This window comes from Micromonospora sp. CPCC 205554, from assembly GCF_036902745.1.
In the GTDB taxonomy this organism is placed as follows: domain Bacteria; phylum Actinomycetota; class Actinomycetes; order Mycobacteriales; family Micromonosporaceae; genus Micromonospora; species Micromonospora tulbaghiae.
Genome location: NZ_JBAKHP010000001.1, coordinates 117,569 through 134,273 on the forward strand (window position 1 = coordinate 117,569; position 16,705 = coordinate 134,273).

The 16,705-nt window shown below is 74.1% G+C and carries 16 protein-coding genes and 1 tRNA gene; 3 read left to right on the forward strand and 14 right to left on the reverse strand.

Going from position 1 to position 16,705, the window contains the following annotated elements:
- Window positions 1-25 precede the first annotated feature (25 nt).
- From V6U82_RS00575 to V6U82_RS00590, 4 genes are all read right to left on the reverse strand, one after another.
- Entirely contained in the window at window positions 26-1,225 is a 1,200-nt protein-coding gene (locus tag V6U82_RS00575; RefSeq protein WP_128137812.1) for an RtcB family protein, read from the reverse strand.
- Window positions 1,226-1,255: 30 nt separating this feature from the next.
- Window positions 1,256-1,328: transfer RNA gene (locus tag V6U82_RS00580), tRNA-Glu, on the reverse strand.
- 376 nt (window positions 1,329-1,704) lie between these two features.
- Entirely contained in the window at window positions 1,705-2,379 is a 675-nt protein-coding gene (locus tag V6U82_RS00585) for an HAD family hydrolase (RefSeq protein ID WP_334458524.1), read from the reverse strand.
- A 76-nt stretch (window positions 2,380-2,455) separates the two neighbouring features.
- Window positions 2,456-2,848, reverse strand: coding sequence for a hypothetical protein (locus V6U82_RS00590; protein WP_013286540.1), 393 nt, complete (start codon window positions 2,846-2,848; stop codon window positions 2,456-2,458).
- A gap of 147 nt (window positions 2,849-2,995) precedes the next feature.
- On the opposite strand from V6U82_RS00590, the gene V6U82_RS00595 reads away from it, so the two are divergent.
- A complete protein-coding gene (locus tag V6U82_RS00595) occupies window positions 2,996-3,769 on the forward strand; it encodes an alpha/beta hydrolase (RefSeq protein WP_334458528.1) in 774 nt (257 codons plus the stop codon).
- A 10-nt stretch (window positions 3,770-3,779) separates the two neighbouring features.
- Here the strand turns inward: V6U82_RS00595 and V6U82_RS00600 are convergent, their stop codons facing one another.
- Genes V6U82_RS00600 through V6U82_RS00610 form a run of 3 tightly spaced genes read right to left on the reverse strand, consistent with a single transcriptional unit; the run spans window position 3,780 to window position 6,176 of the window.
- Window positions 3,780-4,286, reverse strand: a complete 507-nt coding sequence (locus V6U82_RS00600; protein ID WP_128137807.1) for a DinB family protein — start codon at window positions 4,284-4,286, stop codon at window positions 3,780-3,782.
- Window positions 4,287-4,330: 44 nt separating this feature from the next.
- On the reverse strand, window positions 4,331-5,155 hold the full coding sequence (locus V6U82_RS00605) for a M15 family metallopeptidase (protein ID WP_334458529.1): 825 nt from the start codon (window positions 5,153-5,155) through the stop codon (window positions 4,331-4,333).
- Between the two features lie 55 nt (window positions 5,156-5,210).
- Window positions 5,211-6,176, reverse strand: coding sequence for an acetylxylan esterase (locus V6U82_RS00610; RefSeq protein ID WP_334458530.1), 966 nt, complete (start codon window positions 6,174-6,176; stop codon window positions 5,211-5,213).
- A gap of 198 nt (window positions 6,177-6,374) precedes the next feature.
- Here V6U82_RS00610 and V6U82_RS00615 point away from each other — a divergent pair, with 198 nt between their 5' ends.
- The gene (locus tag V6U82_RS00615; protein ID WP_334458531.1) at window positions 6,375-7,400 is read left to right on the forward strand and encodes a LacI family DNA-binding transcriptional regulator; all 1,026 of its coding nucleotides are present in this window, start codon (window positions 6,375-6,377) and stop codon (window positions 7,398-7,400) included.
- Window positions 7,401-7,415: 15 nt separating this feature from the next.
- On the opposite strand, the gene V6U82_RS00620 is transcribed toward V6U82_RS00615, so the two are convergent.
- The 6 genes from V6U82_RS00620 to V6U82_RS00645 all read right to left on the reverse strand — a co-directional run bounded on the left by V6U82_RS00620 (window position 7,416) and on the right by V6U82_RS00645 (window position 14,473).
- A complete protein-coding gene (locus tag V6U82_RS00620; protein WP_334458532.1) occupies window positions 7,416-8,696 on the reverse strand; it encodes a D-alanyl-D-alanine carboxypeptidase family protein in 1,281 nt (426 codons plus the stop codon).
- A gap of 91 nt (window positions 8,697-8,787) precedes the next feature.
- Window positions 8,788-10,092 (reverse strand): D-alanyl-D-alanine carboxypeptidase family protein, encoded by a 1,305-nt coding sequence (locus tag V6U82_RS00625; protein WP_334458534.1) that lies wholly within the window; start codon window positions 10,090-10,092, stop codon window positions 8,788-8,790.
- Window positions 10,093-10,194: 102 nt separating this feature from the next.
- Entirely contained in the window at window positions 10,195-10,611 is a 417-nt protein-coding gene (locus tag V6U82_RS00630; protein WP_334458536.1) for a protein-tyrosine phosphatase family protein, read from the reverse strand.
- A gap of 98 nt (window positions 10,612-10,709) precedes the next feature.
- The gene (locus tag V6U82_RS00635; protein ID WP_128138550.1) at window positions 10,710-11,330 is read right to left on the reverse strand and encodes a hypothetical protein; all 621 of its coding nucleotides are present in this window, start codon (window positions 11,328-11,330) and stop codon (window positions 10,710-10,712) included.
- Between the two features lie 13 nt (window positions 11,331-11,343).
- Entirely contained in the window at window positions 11,344-13,128 is a 1,785-nt protein-coding gene (locus V6U82_RS00640; protein ID WP_334458538.1) for a DUF4012 domain-containing protein, read from the reverse strand.
- Between the two features lie 103 nt (window positions 13,129-13,231).
- Window positions 13,232-14,473 (reverse strand): glycosyltransferase family 4 protein, encoded by a 1,242-nt coding sequence (locus V6U82_RS00645; RefSeq protein WP_334458539.1) that lies wholly within the window; start codon window positions 14,471-14,473, stop codon window positions 13,232-13,234.
- Window positions 14,474-14,596: 123 nt separating this feature from the next.
- Between V6U82_RS00645 and V6U82_RS00650 the strand changes: the two genes are divergently transcribed.
- The gene (locus V6U82_RS00650) at window positions 14,597-15,178 is read left to right on the forward strand and encodes an arsenate reductase/protein-tyrosine-phosphatase family protein (protein ID WP_334458540.1); all 582 of its coding nucleotides are present in this window, start codon (window positions 14,597-14,599) and stop codon (window positions 15,176-15,178) included.
- Here V6U82_RS00650 and V6U82_RS00655 read toward each other — a convergent pair.
- On the reverse strand, window positions 15,159-16,607 hold the full coding sequence (locus V6U82_RS00655) for a polysaccharide biosynthesis tyrosine autokinase (RefSeq protein WP_334459026.1): 1,449 nt from the start codon (window positions 16,605-16,607) through the stop codon (window positions 15,159-15,161). The genes V6U82_RS00650 and V6U82_RS00655 overlap by 20 nt on opposite strands.
- Window positions 16,608-16,705: the final 98 nt, after the last annotated feature.

Below are 16,705 nucleotides of genomic sequence, written 5' to 3' on the forward strand. Positions count from 1 at the left end.
GCCCCCTCGACGCCGGCCCCACCGGTCAACCCTTCACACAGACGACCTGCTTGAGGTGGGCGACCACCTCGACCAGGTCCTCCTGCCGGGCCATCACCTCGGTGATGTCCTTGTACGCGCCGGGGATCTCGTCGACCACACCGGCGTCCTTGCGGCACTCCACCCCGGCGGTCTGCGCGGCCAGATCCGCGGTGCTGTACGTCCGCTTCGCCTGCCCCCGCGACATCCGCCGCCCGGCGCCGTGCGACGCCGAGCAGTACGCGTCGAGGTTTCCCTTACCGCGCACGATGTACGAGCCGGTGCCCATCGAGCCGGGGATGATGCCCAGGTCCCCCTTCCCCGCCCGGATCGCCCCCTTGCGGGTCACCAGCACGTCCACCCCGTCGTAGCTCTCCTCCGCCACGTAGTTGTGGTGGCAGGAGATCGGCTCGTCGTAGCCGGCGTGCGGGAACGCCTCCCGGACCACCTGGCAGAGCAGCGCGAGCATGACCGCCCGGTTGCGCCGGGCGTACTCCTGCGCCCACCACAGGTCCCGCCGGTACGCCTCCATCTCCGGCGTGCCGGCGAGGAACACCGCGAGATCCCGGTCCGGCAGGCCGGTGTTGTGCGGCAGGCCGCGCGCCACCGCCATGTGCCGCTCGGCGAGCTCCTTGCCGATGTTGCGGGAACCGGAGTGCAGCATCAGCCAGACCCGGCCGTCGTCCGCGCCGCCCTGCTCCAGGCAGACCTCGATGAAGTGGTTGCCGCCGCCGAGCGTGCCGAGCTGCCGCTGCGCCCGCGTCTGGAGCTGGGCCACCTTCCGGTCCAGCGTCGCGAACCGCCGCCAGAAGTCGTCCCAGCCCGCCTGCTCCAGTCCCCGGATCCGGCGCGGATCGACCGCGTCGTCACGCATCGCGAAGCCGACCGGGATCGCCGCCTCGATCGCCGAACGCAGCGGCGCGAGGTCGTCGGGCAGGTCGGCGGCGGTCAGCGAGGTCCGTACCGCGGACATGCCGCAGCCGATGTCCACGCCGACCGCGGCCGGCGACACGGCCTGCCGCATCGCGATCACCGAGCCGACGGTGGCGCCCTTGCCGAAGTGCACATCCGGCATCACCGCGACGCCCTGCACCCACGGCAGCGCGCCGATGTTGCGCAGCTGCCGGGCCGCCTGCGCCTCGATCGCGTACGGGTCGGTCCAGACCCGGACCGGTGCCCGGGTACCGGCCAGCGGGGTGAAACCCATCGTCGCCTCCTTGCTCATGTCCGTCTGACGTAGGCCGTACGGGACTCGAACCCGTAGCCTCCCGGATGAGAGCCGGGTGAGCTGCCAGTTGCTCCAACGGCCCCTCGACGGCGCGGTGCCGTCGGTGAGGATGCCCCGGACACGGAGAACCGCCCAGCTCCGGTGTCGGGGCGGGCGGTTCGCGCGGATCGTCGCGCCGGCGCTAGACGCGCCACCACCCGGGTTGCCACTGCCGTCGCCGGCCCGTGCCCGGTTCGGGCAGCAGGGCACCGGCGCGCGGCGCTTGCCGCTCGGCGCGGGTGCGGTTCTGCTGCGACACGGTGGACTCCCCTGGTGGATCAGAACGTTGCCGCTCACGGTACGGGGCGCCGCGCACCGGCGGCAACGTGAATTTGCGAGTGAAGTCCTCGTATGAAGGAGGTCTCTGCGGAGGGATCAACTTCACGAGGAGCTTTACGTGAGGACCAGCGACAGACCCGTCAGGACGTAACCTGGGCAAGCCTGAGCAGGTATTCGAATCCGCGTTTCTGCGCGGGCGAATCCACCATCGGCAGGATCAGCGCTGGTATGCCGGCGGCAACCGATCCGCCGTCGCCAGCGGGATGATCACCGACCATCAGGGTCTGGCCCGGTGCGGCATGGAGGGCGGCGAGGGCGGCGACCCAGATCCGAGGGTCCGGTTTGACGAGGCCGACCTCGTAGGACAGTACGAACGCATCGACATGGCCGTCGAGTCCGTGCCTGGCGAAGCATTTGCGGATGTCCCAGCCGACGTTGCTGACGACGCCGATGCGAACACCGCTGTCACGCAATGCGGACAGGGTGGCGACGGTGTCGGCGTACGGCTCGATCGCTTCGGCGTGTGTTTCGTGCATGGCCGACGCCAGCGCCTGGTCAACCCCAGGAATCTGTTCCAGCACGGTGAGAATCGCCCGATCCCAGACTCGCGGATCCAGATCTCGGGCGATGTGGGCCGGATCCGTGGTCGTCTCCCGCAACAGTTCCGCGAAGTCGCCGGCAATACGGTGCGCCTCGCCGGCAGCCAATGCCCGGTCGATCGATGCCGCCGCGTTGCCCACCCAACGTTCCGAGTCTCTGGCGAACAGAGTCCAGGCGAAGTCGAACAGTACGGTCGTCACGCGCCCGGCGGTCATCGCATCACCCTAGATCAACACGACGCGTCCGGGAGCGGCGGTCGACCTGGGTCGGGCAGGGCTGAGGTGCCCGGCCTCAGCCGGCGTGCGCCACCGGGTGGCGCCGCATCTCCTCCATGAACGGGTAGCGCGCGGTCAGCTCGGCCAGCGTGATGCCGGCCCGCCACGCGGCGGCCACCTGCGCGACCTGGAGCAGGTCGGTGGCGTCGCCCCGGGCCTGGACGTCGCCGTCGACCCGCAGGTCGATCATGAAGTATCGGGCCTGGGAGCCGAGGCTGACGCAGACGACGCCCCGGGCGGAGGTCATCTCGGCGCAGGTGAACCGGCTGCGCCCCTGCTCGGGCGCGGTCACCTCGCCGACGTCGAGCTGGTGCGCGGCGGCGGTCGCCACGAGCGCGGGGGCGAGACCGCCGGGCTCGACCAGGTCCGGGTAGAGGCGCACACCCAGTGCGGCCGACACGTCGCTCATGACTGACTCCCACTTCCTCGTGACAGAGACCAGCAGCGCGCAGGTTACGGGTGTGTTTCCGGCACGCACGGCCATCTTTTCCCGTACGACCGTCCCGGGGCAATAGGAACGCCCCCATCGAACCCCTCCGAGGTACGCTGCCGCCTCATGGCGCTGATCCGCTGTGACTTCTTCTCCGAGGCACTCGGCATGGGCACGTCGATGACGGTTCTGCTGCCGGATCGCGGCGCGGCCGGGATCGGCGTGCCGGGCACGGCCGCCGGCGGTGACCCGCCGGTGCTCTACCTGTTGCACGGCCTGACCGACGACGACACGGTGTGGACCCGGCGCACCTCGATCGAGCGGTACGTGGCGCCGCTGGGGCTGGCCGTGGTGATGCCGCAGGTGCAGCGCAGCTTCTACTGCGACGAGGCGCACGGCAACCGGTACTGGACGTTCCTCAGCGAGGAACTGCCCGAGGTGTGCCGGTCGTTCTTCCGGCTGTCCACCCGCCGGGAGGACACGTTCGTCGCGGGCCTGTCGATGGGCGGCTACGGGGCGGTGAAGTGGGCGCTGCGCCACCCGGACCGGTTCGCGGCGGCGGCCAGCCTGTCCGGCGCGCTGGACGTGACGCGCCGCCGCCACCATCCGACCCATCCGGTCGACCCGGCGGTGTGGCACACCGTCTGGGGTGACGGCCCGGTGCCCGCCGACGACGACACGGTGGGGCTGCTGGAGCGCGCCGGCGACGACCTCCCGGCGCTCTACGTCGCCTGCGGCACCGAGGACTTCCTGTACGAGGACAACCTGCGGTTCCTCGACGTGGCCCGGAGACGGGACGTGCCGGTCACCGTCGACTTCGGTCCGGGTGACCACGACTGGGCGTACTGGGACGCGCGCATCTCCGACGTGCTGGCCTGGCTGCCACTGCGCACGCGCTGACCGCGCCGGTTCAGACCCCGACGGTGCCGTCGATCGCCTCGCGGATCAGGTCGGCGTGCCCGTTGTGGCGGGCGTACTCGTGCAGCATGTGCAACATGACCAGGCGCAGCGAGACGTCCTCGCCCCAGCGTGCCTGGTGGCCGGTGACGTCGAGCGACTCGGCCTCCCGCTCGATGCGCCGGGCGTGCTCGATCTCGCGCCGCCACGCCTCGAACGCCTCCGCCGGGTCGGCGTCGCGGGCGTCGTACGCCTGCTGGAAGTCGCCGCTGTCCGACCACACCAGCGGTACGTCCTCGGCGGCGATGACCCGGCGGAACCAGGTGCGCTCCACCTCCGCCATGTGCCGGACCAGACCGAGCAGGGACAGCGTGGACGGCGGCGACGCCGGGCGGCGCAACTGCTCGACGGTCAGCCCCTCGCACTTGAGGGCCAGCGTGGCCCGGTGGAAGTCGAGGAAGGCGCGCAGCGACTCCCGCTCGCCGGCGAGCAGCGGCGGCCCGATCCGTTCGGTCTCCATGAGCGCCCAGCCTAGCCGCGATCGATCATGGTGGAACGACCGCGTCACCGCAGCGACGAACCGGCCACCGGGAAGTCGAACCAGGTGTCCGGGTACGGCTCGTCGACGTACCGGTAGTGCCACCACTCCAGCGGATAGTTCTCGAAGCCCTGCGCGGACATCAGCCGGCGCAGCAGGTCGCGGTTGCTCCGGGCGGTGTCGCTGATCCGCGCGTCGGCGGTGTGGGCGCGCGGGTCGAAGCAGTCGAAGCCGGTGCCCATGTCGATCGAGTCGTCGGCGAATCGGCGGCCCGCCGGATCGGTGCAGGGCACGAGCGGCTGGCCGGGCGTGTACGCGGGCTGAGCGGCGGCGGAGACCGGGACCAGGGTCAGGTCGACGGTGCTGCCCCGGCTGTGCGCGGTGGGGGCGCCGATGTAGCCGTCGACGAACAGCCGGTCCTTGGGCACGCCGGGGTAGAACTCCCCCTTCATCCGCTGCTCGCCGGGGAGTTTCGCCCAGGCGACGAAGTCGTCCGCCGCGCGCTGCGGGCGGTAGCAGTCGTACACCTTGAGGCTGTGCCCACCGGCGAGCGCGGCGGTCTGCACCCGGTGCAGCGCCTGCGCGGCCGGGCGGGTGAGCAGGCAGCGCGGTTCGGCGTACCCGTCGATCGGCCGGCCGACGAAGTTGTGCGGGCCCGCGTACCGGATGTCGGTGCGGACGGTGGGGTCGACGGCGGTGAGGTCCACGAAGCCCGCCGGGGCGCGGGGGCCGGTCGGGGTGGGCGACGGGCGCGCGGACGGTGACGGGGACGGCGCGGGCCGCTGGCAGGCGGCGGCGAGCAGCACGGCCGCGACGGCCAGGACCGCCGTCGCGCGTCTGCCGGTGCCCACCCGCCGTGTCTACCAGGCCCGGCGGGCCGCCGGGCCGCATCGGCGGAACCGGTGGTCAGCCGCCCAGCACGGTACGGAGGAAGTCCACGGCGGCGGCGTCGTCGTCCATGCCGCCCGCCTCGTGGCCGTTGAACCGCCACACCGTCAGGTCCTTGTCGCCCCGGTACTCGTGGTAGGCGGCGTAGACGGTGGACGGCGGCGTGATCTCGTCCATCAGCGCGACGGAGAACCGGGCCGGAACCGTGGCGCGGCGGGCGAACGCGACGCCGTCGACGTAGCCGAGCGTGCGCAGCGCCTGCTCCTCGCGGTCCCGGTGCACGGCCAGGTAGTCGCGGATCTCCCGGTACGGCGTGGCGTCGGTGATCGTGATCGCGCGCGGGATGTCGCAGAGGAACGGCACGAGCGCCACCGCCGCGCGCACCCTCGGCGCCAGCGCGGCGGCGGCGAGCGCGGCGGCCCCGCCCTGGCTGTGACCGAGTACGGCGATCCGGTCCGGGTCGACCGCCGGCAGCTCGCACGCGGCGTCCACGGCGCGGACCGCGTCGGTGAGGAAGCGCCGGTAGTAGTACCGGTTCGGGTCCTCGATGCCCCGGGTTGCCATGCCCGGCGCCTGCGGCCCGGCGGCGGCGACGTCGGGTGTGTCGCCCCGGCTCCATCCCGAGCCCTGGCCGCGCGTGTCCATCTGGAGGTGGGCGAAGCCGGCCGCCGACCAGAGCAGGTTCTCCAGCGCGTGGCCGCGCCCGCCGCCGTACCCGACGTACTGCACGATCGTGGGCAGCGGCCCGGCGGCGCCGCGCGGCACCCGCAGCCAGGCGCGGATCGGCTGTCCGGCGAAGCCGGGGAACGTCACGTCGAAGACGTCCACCCCGGTCAGCGGCGTCGGCAGCGGAGTCGCCGACACGGGGTCGCCGCACGAGCGCGCCTGTGCCAGAGTGTCAGCCCAGAAGGCGTCGAAGTCCGGCGGCTCGTGCAGGTCGCTGCGGTGGGTACGGAGTTCGGCCTCGGTCAGGTCGGTGAACACGACTCGGATTCCTCGTCGTTCGTCGGGGGTGGACGGCGAGCCGTCGGAAGATGGCGGGCGCATTTCCGGAAGGTTTCCGCAACTCGTGCGAACGCTAGGGCCGGTCCGGCCTGTCGTCAAGCCCTCGGCGTACGGCAAGATGTGCGTGGGGCGGGACGGTCTACCGGTCGGTTCCGGCAGCCGGCGAAGGGAACACGGGTGAGCGCGGACGACGAGCGCAGGGTGACCATCACCGCGATCGCACGGGAGGCCGGCGTCTCGGTCCCGACCGTGTCGCGCGTGCTCAACGGGCGTTCCGACGTCGCGCCGGACACCCGGGAACGGGTCGAGGAGCTGCTGCGCCACCACGGCTACCGGCGCCGGGGCAGCCGTACGGTACGCCGGGCGGACCTCGTCGACCTGGTCTTCAACGACCTGGACAGCCCGTGGGCCGTGGAGATCATCCGCGGCGTGGAGGACGTCAGCCACGCGGCCGGGGTGGGTACCGTCGTCTCGGCGATCCACCGCGAGTCCAGCTCCACCCGGCAGTGGCTGCACAACCTGCGCGCCCGCGCGTCCGACGGTGTGATCGTGGTGACCTCGCACCTGAGCCCGGCCGTGCAGGCTCAGTTGCGGCGCCTCAACGTGCCGGTGGTGGTGGTCGACCCGGCGGCCGGCCTGGCCGCCACGGACGTGCCGGCGATCGGCGCCACCAACTGGACCGGCGGCCTGGCCGCCACCGAGCACCTGCTCGAGCTCGGCCACCGCCGGATCGGTTTCGTGGCCGGCCCGCCGCACCTGCTGTGCAGCCGCGCCCGGCTGGACGGCTACCGGGCCGCGCTGGCCGCCGCCGGAGTCGCCGCCGACGACCGGCTCGTGCAGCCCGGCGACTTCTACCACGCCTCCGGCTTCACCGCCGGTGGCGCGCTGCTCGACCTCGACGACCCGCCGACGGCCATCTTCGCCGCCAGCGACCAGATGGCCTTCGGGGTGTACGAGGCGGTGCGCCGCCGCGGGCTGCGGGTCTGCGACGACGTGAGCGTGGTGGGCTTCGACGACCTGCCCGAGGCGCGCTGGGCCTCACCGCCGCTGACCACTGTGCGACAGCCGCTGGTCGAGATGGGCCGGCTCGCCGCGCGTACCGTGCTGCGGCTGGCCCAGGGCGAGGAGATCGACTCGCCCCGGGTCGAGCTGGCCACCGAACTCGTGGTGCGGGACAGCACCGCGGGGCCCGCCGGCCGCTGATCCGGGTCGCTCCTTTCAGTCCTGTTCCGGAATTTCCGGCTCCCGCAGAACCGGCCCGGCCGACATGGCGACGGCGGCGGCGTTGCGGCGCCGCCGGGCCAGCAACAGCGCTCCCCCGGCCGTCAGCACCACGCCCACCGCGACCGTCACTCCGGTGCCGGGCCGTGGGCCGGATGCCGCCCCGCCACCGGTCAGACCGGCGTGTCCGGCCAGCGCCGAGGCCGCCCCGCCCGCCGGTGGCGCGGACCGGTCCAGCTCCCCCGGCTCGACCAGCCGTCCGACCGCGGCGTCGCGGGACTGCGCGAACCCCCAGTCCAGCAGCGCCGCGCCCTGCTGCCAGCCCCGCTGCGTGGTCACCTCGGCGCCGAGCAGCGTGACCACCAGGCGCCGCCCGCCACGCTCGGCCGCGCCGACGTACGTGTGCCGGGCCAGGTCGGTGAAGCCGGTCTTGCCGCCGAGCGCACCCGGATAGTGGTCCAGCAGCATGTTGTCGTTGGAGATGGTGAACGCCTTCGCCCGCTGCGCCGGCTGGGCCGGGATCTGCGCGTTCCGGGTGGCGGCGTACCTGCGGAACGCCGGGTCGGCGAAGCACGCCCGCGCGATGAGTGCCAGGTCGTACGCGCTGGTGAACTGCCCCGGCCCGTCCAGCCCGGACGGGGTGACCGCGTGCGTCTGCCGGGCCCCGAGCCGGTGCGCCTCCTCGTTCATCGCCCGTACCCCGCCGGCCGGCCCGTCCGGGCCGCCGCCGAGCCGGGCGAGCGCGTTGGCCGCCTCGTTGCCGGAGCGCAGCAGCAGGCCCAGCCAGATCGTCTCGATCCGGTAGCGCCCGCCCTCGACCAGCCCGGTCGCCGAGCTGCCCGGTTCGACAGCCAGGTCCCCGGCGGTCACCGTCACCTCCCGGTCCGGGTCCAGCCGGGGCAGCATGGTCGCGGCCAGCAGCAGCTTCTGCACGCTCGCCGGTACGCCGTACTCGTGCGGGCCGCAGCCGCCGAGCACCGCACCGCTGTCCAGGTCGGCGACCACCCACGAGGTGGCGGTCACCGCAGGTGGCACCGTCGACGCGGGCGGGACGACCAGGCCCGCGGTGTCGAGCGCGGCGCCACCGACGGCCCGTGCGGCCGGGTCGGGCGCGGGCGGCGGCTGCGGTGGCCGGGTCGACGGGGCCGGCACGTTCGGGCAGGGCGGCGCGACCGGCAGCCGGCGCGCGGGCGCGCGGACGGCGGCCGTCGCAGGTGTCGCCGGCGCCGGCAGCAGCAGGGCGGCGGCCAGCGCCACGAAGGGTCCCCAGGTCCTCATGACCCGGAGGCTAGCCACGCCGACCCGAACGGGTCACCGGCTCCGGGATTCGCGTTCCGGGGCCGGGACCGCGCGGTAGGGTGCCGCCCGCTCAGGCGCGGCGGCGTCCCCGCCTGCGGGCGCGGCCCCGGCGGGCGGCGAACACCGCCGCCACCCCGCCCACGGTGAGCGCCAGCAGACCGGCGACCGGCACGATCACCCGCCAGTCCCCGTCGCCGATGCGGTGCAGCGCCGTCCGGGCCGGCCCCCGCCACGGCGGGGCGGCGGTACGGGTGGGCTCGGCGGCCGCCGCCTGCCGGGGCTGCGCCGCCTCGGCCTCCCGCTCGCCCGGCTCGACCAGCCGGCCGACCGAGGCGTCGCGGGGCAGCCGGAAGCCCCAGTCGAGCAGCTGGGCACCCTGCTGCCAGCCGCGTACCGGGCGGGCCTCGGCGCCGAGCAGCGTCACCACGAGGCGGCGTCCGTCCCGCTGGGCGGCACCGACGTAGCTGTGCCGGGCCAGCTCGGTGAAGCCGGTCTTGCCGCCGAGCGCGCCGGGATAGCGGTAGATGAGCTGGTTCTCGTTCTGGATCTGGAACCCGCCCTTCTTCAGCGCGGGCTGGGCCGGGATCTGCGTGCGCTCGGTGAGCGCGTACCGGCGGAACGCGGCGTCGGCGAAGCAGGCCCGCGCGATGAGCGCCAGGTCGTACGCGCTGGTGAACTGGCCGGGACCGTCCAGGCCGGACGGCGTGACCGCGTGCGTCTGCCCGGCGCCGAGTCGGCGGGCCTGCGCGTTCATCTCGGCGACGCCGGCCTGCGCGCTGCCGGCGCCGAGGCGGGCCAGCATGTTCGCGGCGTCGTTGCCGGACTGGAGCAGCAGGCCCAGCCACAGCGTCTCCACGCTGTAGCGGCCGCCGACGAGCAGGCCGACGGCCGAGCTGCCCGGCTCGATGTCCAGGTCGGCGCGGGTCGCGACGGCGACCTGCTTCGGGTCCAGCCGGCTCAGCATGGTGGCGGCCAGCAGCAGTTTCTGGGTGCTGGCCGGGGTGCCGGGGACGTGCGCGCCACAGGCGCCGAGGACCGCGCCGGTGTCCAGGTCCGCCACGAGCCAGGTGGTGGCGGTGACCGCCGGGGGCGCAGGGCTGCCGGGTGGCGCGACGAGGCCGGCGCCGGCCAGCGCCTCGCCGCCCACCGCCGCCTGTTCGGGCGTCGTGGCCGGCGGTGTCGGGCGGGGCGGCCGGCTGACCTTCGGCGCGGGCAGGCGCGGGCAGGGCGCGGCGGCAGCGGGCGCGGCGGCCGGGGCGGCGGGTGTGGTGGCCGCGACGGCGGGTGTGGTGGCCGGGGCGGCGGTGGCCGGGGCGGGCACCCCGGTGGCGAGCAGGGTGACGGCGGTGGCGGCGGCCAGGACCCGGGCTCTCATGAGAAGGCACCCTACCGAGCCCGATGATCAGGTCGGGACGGCTCACCGGTGTCGTGACGCCGTGCCGATCGGGCGGTCCCGGTCGGTGACCGGGGCGGGGTGTCAGCGCACGCCGCGCAGCCACCACCGCTGCCACGGCGTCTCCACCGCGCGCCGGTGATAGTGGGACCGGACCCAGGCCACCGCCCGCGCGGGCGGCAGCCCGTCCAGCACGGCGAGCGCGGCCAGCGCGGTGCCGGTGCGCCCGACGCCGCCGTGACAGGCCACCTCGACCCGCTCCCCCGCGTACGCGCGCCGCCACGCCTCCCGCAGCGCGTCGAGGGCGTCGGCGCGGTCGGCCGGGATCCAGAAGTCGGGCCAGCGGACCCGCCGGGACGGCCACTCCGGCTCGGGACCGGGTGCCAGCAGCAGGGCGAAGTCGGCCGGCGACGCGGGCCCGGCGACCCTGCGGCCGCGTACGGTGGCGCCCCCGGGCAGCGTGAGCAGGCCGGTCCGATCGGTCCACGGTGTCGCGTCCATGGCTCATTGTGTCGTGTCGCCCGGACACGTGAGTGCCCGCCGGACGGGGTCCGGCGGGCACTCACGATCGAGCCGGGTCGTCCCCGGCGCGCCTCGGATCAGCCGAGGCGGCGGCGACGCCAGGCCATCGAGGCCAGCAGCAGCACCGCACCGGCGGCGGCGAGGCCCCCACCGAGCTTCAGCGGCGTGCCGATGCTGTCACCGGTGACCGGCAGCCCGCCGTGGTGCGGCGACTTGGTCGGCCGCGGCGGCAGGACGGTGCCGGTCGCGCTCGCGATCCGCCCGGACGTCAGGCCGGTGGCGGTGAACGTGTACCGGCCCGGCCGGGTCGGCCGGTAGGTGACGGTGAAGTTGCCGCTGGCGTCGGCCGTCACGGTGAACGTGGTCGGCGCGGGCTGCGGCTGGGCCCGGTTGGGCGTGTAGGCGACCGGCGCCATCGCCACCGTGCTGCCGTCGCTGCGCCGCGCGGTCCCCTCGGCCGGGGCGGCCGCGGGCAGACCCGAGATCGCCACGTCGATGCGCACCGACTCGTTCGGCGCGAAGTTCGAACCCCGCAGGGTGAACGTCTCGCCGAGCCGGATGGTCGTCGGTGAGACGGTCAGCGACGCGACCTCGGGCGGGTAGACCGGGGGCTGCGGCTGCGCCGCCCCGGCCGCGGTCGGCACGGCCGCTACGGCCAGGCCCACCGTGAGCGCCATGATGATGCGGGATAGCCGCATGATGGATTCCCTCCTACTGTTCACAGCTTGGTGCGTTGACTACTTGGGTGGTCCATGGGGTGACGGTGGGCGTGTGCACCAGTTCGGCCGTCCCGGCGCCGGTCTGGCCGGAGAGCACCGTGACGTCGAGCGTCCGGGTCTGCCCCGGGCGGGTCTCCACGTTCGCCACCGCCACCTGGCGGCGGCCGTGGGTGCCGCTGCCCATCGCGGTGTCCCGTCCGTCCAGCCGGCCGGTGAGCACGGCGCCGCCGGTGGGCGTGTGCACGGAGACGAAGGTGCGTGCGGTGTACTTGTCGCCGGCCAGAGCCAGTCCGGTGACCGACTTGCTCAGGCCCGACTTCGGGGCGGTGGAGTGCACCGTGACCCGCAGCCGCAGCTCGCGGCGCCCGTCCGGGTGGCATTCGCCGACCGTCACGGTGGCCGAGAACCTGAGGTAGTAGCCGAGCTTCGCGCCGCTGCCGTCGTTGAGGAACACGCCGACAGTCGGCACGGAGTCCTTCTCCGGGAGCTGACCGGCCAGCCGGCTGCCGGCCAGTGCGCGCTGCTCTTCAGATCGGACACTCCAGAACAATATCCGACGTTCGTTGATTGAACGGCTAAAAACGGTCAAAAGTGCGCGCGGGTCGACCGTCTTGGTGAACAGGGTGTCGAAGACGCCCGCGGCGGCCTTGGCGAAGTACTCGTCCTGGTCCTTCGTGTCCAGGTCCCGGTACGAGTCACTGAGCAGCGTCCGTACCGCGGTGGCGGCGCCCAGCGACGGCCCGTCCGGCACGTTCACCGGGCCTACCACGCCGAGCAGGTACGACAGGACCACGGGGTCCACCGCGAGCACCCCGTCCACTGTGGTGCCGGTACGGCGGCGGACCATCTCCCGGTAGAGCGCGGCGGCGGCCGGGAAGTCCGGGGTGAGGTTCACGTCCGCCGGATAAAGGCCCGGCAGGTCGCCCCAGAGCCGCTTCGCCTCCGCGTCGACCTTCAGTGGTGGCTCGAACGGGCCCATGCCGGACGAGCTGCCCTGCTTCACCAGGCGGATCCGGCCGCCCTCGGCGCGCAGGACGGCGTAGGCGCCGAACATGCCGCCGGTGGCGCGCAGCTCGGCCGGGTTCTGCGAGACCAGCAGATAGCTGCGCGGTCCGTCCGCGCCGAGCAGTGGCGGCAGCAGCCGCGCGCCGCGATCGGCGGCCGAGGTCAGCTCGCCGAGTTGGTCCAGCTCCGCGCGCAGGGCGGTGACCGCGTCGCGTACCTGCGTCACGAGGTCGCCAGTGGGCACCTGCCGCAGCCGGTCGGCGGTCGTGCGCACCGCCTGGTCGGCGGCGGAGACCTCGTCCGAGACGGCGCGCAGGCGGGCCAGGTCCAGCTTGCCCTGCTTCGGCACCAGCGAGGCGAGGTCCACGCGCAGCAGCGTGGGGAACGCGAGCCGGGCCAGGTCGTCCACCGCCACCGAGATCTGCCGCACCGCGGCGAGGTTGTCCCCCGCGTACGGGGTCTGCTGGCCGACCCACCACACCGGATCCCCGGTCTCGCCGCGCGCGGCGGCGGCCTGTTCCTGCAACGCGGCGAGCGTGCGCTGGGCCCGGGCCACGTCGCCGTCGAGCACCTGGGCGCTGAGTTCCCGGGCCAGTCCGGCGGCGTTGACCAGGTGGGCGCGGGCCTGCCAGCCCCGGAACGCGACCCAGCCGCCGGTGCCGAGCAGCACCGACACGACGACCAGCCCGGTCAGCAGGATCCGGCGGACCCGGGCACGCCGCCGCCGTCGCGAACGGCGCCGCCGGCCGGGCGTGGCACCAGGTCCGGTCACGGATTTCCCCTTACCTGTCGGTCGAATCGGACACAATTCGCAATCGAGTGGTTTTTAGCACGAGAAAGTGCATGTTCGAGGCGTTATTCGACACTCTGGCGACTTATCGGCTGTGTGCGAGCTTTGTTCGGTTCGACGAGCGGTCGGCCGCTTCGTGCAGCAGCGCCTCGATCCGGTCCACCCCGGAGCGCATCGACATGTCCCGCAGGTACGCGTCGCGGCCGCGCCTGCCCATGTCGAGCCGGGCGGCCGGCGGGATGGCCGCGGCCAGCCAGAAGCGGTCGGCCAGCGCCGCCCAGTCCTCCGGCGGGCAGGACAGACCGGCGCGGGCCCGCTCCACCACCTCCGCGGTCTCCCCCGCCGCGGAGGCGACCACCGGCGCGGCGCAGGAGAGCGCGGCCTGCAGCTTGCCGGGCACCCGGCCCCGCAGTTCCGGCAGGTCGCGCTGGGCCACGAGCTGGTAGTCGGCGGCGGCGTAGAGCTGCGGCATGTCGACGGCGGAGCGCCGCTCCAGGAACCGGACGTTGTCCGCGCCGAGGTCGGCGGCGAGCCCTCGCACCCGCCGTTCCTGCGGACCCGATCCCACGAGCACCAGGTCCATCCGGTCGCCGAGCGCCGCCGCCGCGCGGACCGCCGTCTCCAGATCCTGGCGCGCGCCGATCGTGCCGGCGTGCATCACCACGCAGCGGTCGTCCCGGCGGACCAGCCGCCGCACCGCCGGGCCGGCCTGGGTGGGGCGGAAGATGCGCTCGTCGGTCCAGTTCGGCGCGGTGCGCACCCGGCCCGGGTCGGCCCCGCCGGCGCGGACCAGATCCGCCATGGACGGCGAACCGACCGCCACCACCGCCGCCTCCCGGTAGAGGCGACGGGTCGCGGCCTCCAGCCGCGCCGGCCACCCGCTGTCCCGCTCCGCGCGCCCGTCCCGCTCGGTCCACACGTCCTGCACGTGCAGCACGGTCGGCGTACGGCCGAGCAGCCGCAGCAGCCCGGTGGCGGCGAACGTGACCGCCGGGTGGCCGTGGACGTAGAGCACGTCGACGTCACGCAGCAGGCCCCGGCCGGCGAGCGTGGCGCTGCCGGCGAAGGACAGCCAGCTCGTGGTGCGGGCACGGGCGGAACCGTCGCCCGCGGCGTACCGGGGCACCCGGCGCACGGTCAGCCGCTCGCTGTGCGTCTGGTGCCGCCAGCGCTGCCGCCAGCCCGGATAGACGTGGCCGCCCGGGTAGTCCGGGAAGCCGGTGAGCACCCGTACCTCGTGGCCCCGGGCCACCAGCTCCTCGGCCAGGCTGCCCGGGACGAACGACGGCTCCGGCGGGAAGTGGTAGGTGAGGATGCCGACCCTCATGGCCGCGCTCCCGGCGCGGCTTTCCGGACGGCCGGGCATCGCACCGCGTACCATTCCCGCATCCCCTCTGCGTCCGGCCGCGACCGCCGGAAGAACGCCGTCGCGGCACCCTCCGTCGCGACCGTGCCGACGAGAGGGGTGCAGATGGTCGACGAGGTGCTCTTCGTCTGCCACGCGAACATGTGCCGGTCACCGATGGCGGAGTTCATCGCCCGCCGGATGCTGGCCGGCCTGCCGCTGGCGGTGGCCAGCGCGGGGACGGACGCGATCGACGGGGGCGCGATGCACCCGTACGCGGTCGAGGTGACCGCGGCCACCGGCGCGGACCCGGCGGCCTTCCGGACCCGCCGGCTGCGCCCGGAGCACCTGACCGGGGCCGCGCTGGTGCTCACCGCGACCCGCCGGCAACGCTCGGCGTGCACCGCGCTGGCGCCGACCGCGCTGACCCGGACGTTCACGCTGCGGCAGTTCGCCCGGCTGGCGGCCGAGGCCCGCCCCGCCGAAGCGGAGGCGGACGCGGGCACGCCGTTGCGGGCGGCGGTGTCGGCCGCGGTCCGCGCCCGGGGGCGGCTGCAACCCGCCGCCCCCGGCGCGGAGGACCTGCGCGATCCGATCGGCGGCTCGCCGGCCGACTTCCGGCGCTGCGCCGAGGAGATCGAGCGGTCGATCCGGCCCGTGCTCGCGCTCATCGCGACAGCCGGGTGAGTTCCTGCGTCCGGTCGCCCACGGCCTTCGCGCCCCGGCGGGCGCCGGCCCGGTCGGCCGGCACGGAGGGCGCCGCGGGCGGCACGACCACCTTGTACGCCTCGTACTGGTAGGCGTCCGACTTGGCCACCTTGGCCATGTTGAGCACGCAGCCGAGCAGGCGCACCGAGACCGAGCTGAGCGCGTGCGCCGCCGCCGCGACCTGGCTGCGGGAGGTACGCCCCTGCTGGGTGACCAGGAGCGCGCCGTCGGCCTGCACGGCCACCACCACCCCGTCGGTGACCGCGAGCAGCGGCGCGGTGTCGATGACCACGATGTCCGCCGAGTCCCGCAGCGCGACCAGCAGGTCCGCCATGGACTTGGAGCCGAGCAGCTCGCTCGGGTTGGGCGGGGTGGCACCGCTGGGCAGCACCAGCAGGGACTTCTCACCCCAGCGCTGCACCACGTCACCGACCTGGACGTCGCCGACCAGCACGTCGGTGAGGCCGACCCCGCCGTCGAGCCCGAGGTAGTCGGCGACCTTGGGGCGGCGCAGGTCGGCGTCGATCAGCAGTACCCGCCAGCCCGCCTCGGCCAGCGCGATGGCGGTGTTGCAGGCCATCGTGGTCTTGCCCTCGCCCTGCAGCGCGCTGGTGACCGCGATGACCCGGGCCGGCTCGTGCACGTCCACGAAGCGCAGGTTGGTCCGCAGCTTGCGGACCGCCTCCGCGCGGGCCGAGGTGGCCGCGTCGCCGACGATCAGCGGTGCCGAGCGTGCGCCGGTCTCGTAGGGGATCTCGCCGAGCAGCGGACTGCCGGTCACCCGTTGCAGCCCGGCGCCGTCACGCATCCGGACGTCGGCCATCCCGCGCAGCACGGCCAGGCCGACGCCGGCGAGCAGGCCGAGCAGACCGCCCAGAACCAGGTTGCGGGTGGGCTGCGGCGAGACCGGGTTGGAGGTGACACGGGGACCGCTGACCACCTCGATCTTGATCGGCGGGGCCTTGCCGTCCGGTGGCGTCTCGACCTTGCGTACCAGCTCGGTGAACTTCGCCGCGAGCGTCTCGGTGGTCTTCAACGCCCGGGTCTGGTCGGTGTCGGTGATCGTCGCCTTGAGCAGGACCGTGCCGGTCGTGGCGGTGGTGTGGATCCGGCTGCGCACCTGGTCGGCGGTGAGGCCGAGCGGCGCGTCGGCGACCACGCTCTGCGCCAGCCGGTCGCTGGTGAGCAGGTCACCGTAGGACTTCACCCGCTGCTGGAGGAAGAGACCGCCCTGGTAGGCGTCGGTGACCCCCTGGCTGGGCGTGGTGACGAAGAACGTCACCGAGGCCTCGTACCGAGGCGCCGTCCGGACCGTCACCAGCGCGGCGGTGCCCAGGCCGAGCATCACCGTCACCAGCACGATCCACCAGTGGCGCCGGACCAGGCGCAGGTAGCCGAGAACGTCCATCACGCTCCCCCTCGTGACACGCCGGTCTGCCGATGAAACTGCACGAAAGCCCCCTAAAAACACCAGTCGCCGTGCCAGGATCGAATCGCCTATTCACG